A 4,507-nucleotide genomic window follows, 5' to 3' on the forward strand; every position below is an offset into this window, starting at 1 on the left:
CCTCGCCGCGCAGCTCTACGGCGAGTTCAAGGCCTTCTTCCCGAACAACGCGGTCGAGTACTTCGTCAGCTACTACGACTACTACCAGCCGGAGGCCTACGTTCCCTCCACGGACACCTTCATCGAGAAGGACAGCTCGATCAACGATCACATCGAGCAGATGCGCCTGTCCGCCACCAAGGCGCTCATGGAGCGGCGCGATGCCATCATCGTGGCCTCGGTGTCCGCCATCTACGGCCTGGGGGACCCCGAGTCGTACTTCAAGATGGTGCTGCACGTGGTGGTGGGCGACACCATCGGCCAGCGCGAGATCATCCGCCGGCTGACGGAGATGCAGTACACGCGCAACGACATGGAGCTGAAGCGCGCCACCTACCGCGTGCGCGGCGAGATCATCGACATCCACCCCGCCGAGTCCGACGAGCAGGCCGTGCGCATCGAGCTGTTCGACGACGAGATCGAATCGATCAGCTTCTTCGACCCGCTCACCGGCGAGATCCACCAGAAGGTCCCGCGCGCGACCATCTACGCCAAGTCGCACTACGTGACGCCGCGCGAGCGCCTGCTGAGCATGTTCGACGCCATCAAGGACGAACTGCGCGAGCGGCTGGAGTACTTCCGCAACAACGGCAAGCTGCTGGAAGCCCAGCGCCTGGAGCAGCGCACCACCTTCGACCTGGAGATGATTCAGGAGCTCGGCTACTGCTCGGGCATCGAGAACTACTCGCGCTACCTGTCCGGCCGCGCGCCCGGCGAGCCGCCACCCTGCCTGTTCGACTACCTGCCGCCGGACGCGCTGGTGGTCATCGACGAGTCGCACGTCACGGTTCCGCAGATCGGCGGCATGTACAAGGGCGACCGCGCCCGCAAGGAGACGCTGGTCGAGTACGGCTTCCGGTTGCCGTCGGCGCTGGACAACCGGCCGCTGCAGTTCGAGGAGTTCGAGCGGCTGGTGCCGCAGGCGATCTTCGTCTCCGCCACACCCGGCTCCTATGAGGACGCGCACGCCGGCCAGGTGGTCGAGCAGGTGGTGCGGCCCACGGGGCTGGTGGACCCGGCAGTGGAGGTACGGCCGGTGGCCACCCAGGTGGACGACCTGCTGGGCGAGATCCGAATCCGCGTCGAGCGCACCGAGCGCGTGCTGGTCACCACGCTGACCAAGCGCATGGCCGAGGACCTCACCGACTATCTGCACGAGAACGGCGTCAAGGTCCGCTACATGCACTCGGACGTCGATACCGTGGAGCGCGCCGAGATCATCCGCGAGCTCCGTCTGGGCAGCTTCGACGTGCTGGTCGGCATCAACCTGCTGCGCGAGGGTCTGGACCTGCCCGAGGTCTCGCTGGTGGCGATCCTCGATGCCGACAAGGAGGGCTTCCTGCGCTCGGAACGCTCCCTCATACAGACCATCGGCCGCGCGGCGCGCCACCTGGAGGGCCGCGCGATCCTCTACGCCGACAGCATCACCGACTCCATGCGGCGGGCGATCGACGAGACCGACCGCCGGCGCGAGAAGCAGCTGGCGCACAACAAGGCGCACGACATCACGCCGCAGGGCATCCGCAAGCGCATCGACGACGTCATGCACGCCGGCTACGAGAAGGCAATGGAGGGCGGCACCACGCGCAGCGCGGAAGCCGCCGAGCCCCCCGCCGGCTATCAGCGGGTGCCGGCCGAGAAACTGGGCCGGAAGATCGCGCAGATGGAGAAGGAAATGTACGAGGCGGCGCAGAATCTCGAGTTCGAGAAGGCCGCCCGCCTGCGCGATGCGCTGCAGAAGCTCCGCGAAGACGGGCTGATCAGCGCGGCGTGACCGGATTGACAGCCGGCCCTTGTGTAGTCACAGTTTGAACTTATTCTCTTATTCGTGACCACAATGCAGGTTTCTGTCCGGGAACTGAAGGCACATTTGTCCCGCTACCTTCAGCAGGTCCGGAGCGGCGGCACCGTGGAGATCAGCTCGCACCGGAAGGTCATCGCACGGCTCACCGGTGTTCCGCTGACGACAGATCGGGGCATTTCGCGGCTCATCGCTTCCGGTACCGCTGAATGGGCGGGTGGCAAACCGCGTGGCGCATCGATCGCTACCGCCGATCATGGGCGATCAGTATCCGATTCCGTGCTGGACGATCGGGCTTGATCCTCTATTGCGACACCTCTGCGGTAGTGAAGCTCTACCTGAAGGAAACCGCCAGCGACATCGTCGTCGATGCTGCCAACCGGGCGGATGCTGTCGCCATCGCACGCATCGGGTGGACTGAATTCCACGCCGCAACATCGCGGCGAGAGCGCGAAGTGCCGGCCGATGCAGATGCCATGGAGCGGGCGCGGCAGGCCCTGCGTGACGACTGGCCGCACTTCGTCAAGATCGACGCCACCCAACCGCTGGTCGAGCAGGCCGGAGCACTGGCAGAAGGCTTCGCCCTGCGAGGGTATGACGCGGTGCACCTTGCCGCTGCCCGGCAACTCGCGGTCGACGGCGGCGAAGACGTGCTGTTCGCTTGCTTCGATCGGCAGCTGAATCGCGCGGCCGGCTTGCTGGGGATGTCGCTGCTCGCCAGCTGAACGCGGATGGGCGCAGTCCACCATAAGACTGCGCTACACACTTTCTCGCACCCGCTACCGGCGCGAATCGGCAGGCACCGCTATGATGCGCGCCCCATTCGCGCCGAGACGGACCCATGCGCCTGTTGTCGATCCTGCTGTGCAGCCTCTTCCCGGTTCTGGCCAGCGCCGCCGAGAGCGGTGCGCCGGTCGACATGACGCACACCGCGGCCGGCGTGATCGCCATCGTGGTGTTCGCGCTGGCCTATGTACTGGTCGTCATGGAAGAGTGGCTGCACCTGCGGAAATCGATCCCGGTGCTGCTCGGGGCCGTCATCATCTGGGCGCTGATCGGCGCTGCCTATGCACAGATCGGCAATACCGAGATCGTCGGCGAGACGGTGCGCCACAGCCTCGTGGAGTACGCCGAGCTCTTTCTCTTCCTGCTGGTGGCGATGACCTACATCAACACGCTGGACGAACGCGGGGTATTCGACGCCCTGCGCGGCTGGCTGGTCTCGCGCGGCTTCTCGCTGCGCATGCTGTTCTGGCTCACCGGCCTGATCGCCTACTTCCTGTCGCCCATTGCCGACAACATGACCACCGCGCTGGTGATGGCCTCGGTGGCCATCGCCGTGGGCAGCGGCCACCCGAAGTTCGTCACGGTGGCCTGCATCAACATCGTGGTCGCGGCCAACTCCGGCGGCGCCTGGAGTCCTTTCGGCGACATCACCACCCTGATGGTCTGGCAGAAGGGCGTGTTCCCGGCGCACGAGTTCCTGGTGCTCTTCCTGCCCTCACTGGTGAGCTGGCTGATTCCGGCGCTGATCATGTCGACGCAGGTGCCGCGCGCCACGCCCGAGCCGCTCGCGGTGCGCCCGGAGGTCCGGCACGGTGGATTCGTGATCATCGGCATGTTCATCGGGACCATCGCGCTGACCGTGACGCTGCACGCGGTGCTTCATCTGCCGCCCGCGCTGGGCATGATGGGCGGCCTCGGCGCCCTGATGCTGATGAGCTACACGCTGAATCGCATCGGCAAGCCCAAGCCCGACGAGGAACTGCACCACCAGTTCATCGATCAGGGTGGTCTCAGCGACGCCGAGGCCAGCGATCCGTATCACGAGCCCTCGCCGCGCCTGAACACCTTCAACTCGGTCGCGCGCTCGGAGTGGGACACCCTGCTGTTCTTCTACGGCATCATCATGTGCGTGGGCGGTCTCGGCACGCTCGGCTATCTGGCGGTCGGCTCCGAGCTGCTCTACGGCGTTCTCGGGCCCACCATCGCCAACATCCTGGTCGGCGTGATCTCCGCCGTCATCGACAACATCCCGGTGATGTTCGCGGTGCTCAGCATGTATCCCGACATGAGCGACGGCCAGTGGCTGCTGGTGACGCTCACCGCCGGCATCGGCGGATCCCTGCTCGCCATCGGATCCGCGGCCGGCGTCGCCGTGATGGGCGCTGCGCGCGGCTACTACACCTTCTTCGGCCACCTGCGCTGGTCCTGGGCCATCGCCCTGGGCTATGCCGCCGGTATCGGCGTGCACTTCCTCATCAACGGCCGTTTCTTCGCCATCTGGTAACGGCAATGCTTGCGGAGGGCGGCGCCCGTCAGTAAGATGCGCGCTCCGCAGGCGCGTAGCTCAGTTGGTTAGAGCACCACCTTGACATGGTGGGGGTCGGTGGTTCGAGTCCACTCGCGCCTACCAGCGAGATTCCGAGAAGCCCCGTTCGCCGGGGCTTTTTCGTGTGCGACAGCCGCATGCGGGCGTGGACCCGCACCACCGACCCTCCGGGTCGGGGTTGTCGGGCACTTCCTGTGCCCGACCCTTCGGGCTCGCTCCGCTCGCGCGGAATCGCGTCCTGCGATTCCGTCGAGTCCACTCGCGCCTACCAGCGAGATTCCTAGAAGTCCCGTTCGCCGGGGCTTTTTCGTGGGTCGTGTCCCTAGCCGTGGTGT

At 65.9% G+C, this 4,507-nt stretch carries 4 protein-coding genes and 1 tRNA gene; all 5 read left to right on the forward strand.

Annotated features, from left to right (window positions below; translation table 11 throughout):
* The coding region (gene uvrB, locus KAH28_RS02675; protein ID WP_290574262.1) for an excinuclease ABC subunit UvrB at positions 1-1,813 on the forward strand (1,813 nt) is incomplete at its 5' end.
* Positions 1,814-1,876: 63 nt separating this feature from the next.
* A complete protein-coding gene (locus tag KAH28_RS17425; protein ID WP_366918112.1) occupies positions 1,877-2,140 on the forward strand; it encodes a type II toxin-antitoxin system prevent-host-death family antitoxin in 264 nt (87 codons plus the stop codon).
* Positions 2,137-2,565 carry a type II toxin-antitoxin system VapC family toxin gene (locus tag KAH28_RS02680; protein WP_290574263.1) on the forward strand — a complete coding sequence of 143 codons (429 nt, stop codon included), beginning with the start codon at positions 2,137-2,139 and terminating at the stop codon, positions 2,563-2,565. Before KAH28_RS17425 ends, KAH28_RS02680 begins: the two co-directional genes overlap by 4 nt.
* Before the next feature lie 116 nt (positions 2,566-2,681).
* Complete coding sequence (nhaD, locus tag KAH28_RS02685) at positions 2,682-4,130, forward strand: sodium:proton antiporter NhaD (RefSeq protein WP_290574264.1); 1,449 nt, start codon at positions 2,682-2,684, stop codon at positions 4,128-4,130.
* A 49-nt stretch (positions 4,131-4,179) separates the two neighbouring features.
* Positions 4,180-4,256 (forward strand) — tRNA-Val (locus KAH28_RS02690).
* Positions 4,257-4,507: the final 251 nt, after the last annotated feature.

It is taken from the genome of Algiphilus sp. (assembly GCF_023145115.1).
GTDB lineage: Bacteria > Pseudomonadota > Gammaproteobacteria > Nevskiales > Nevskiaceae > Algiphilus.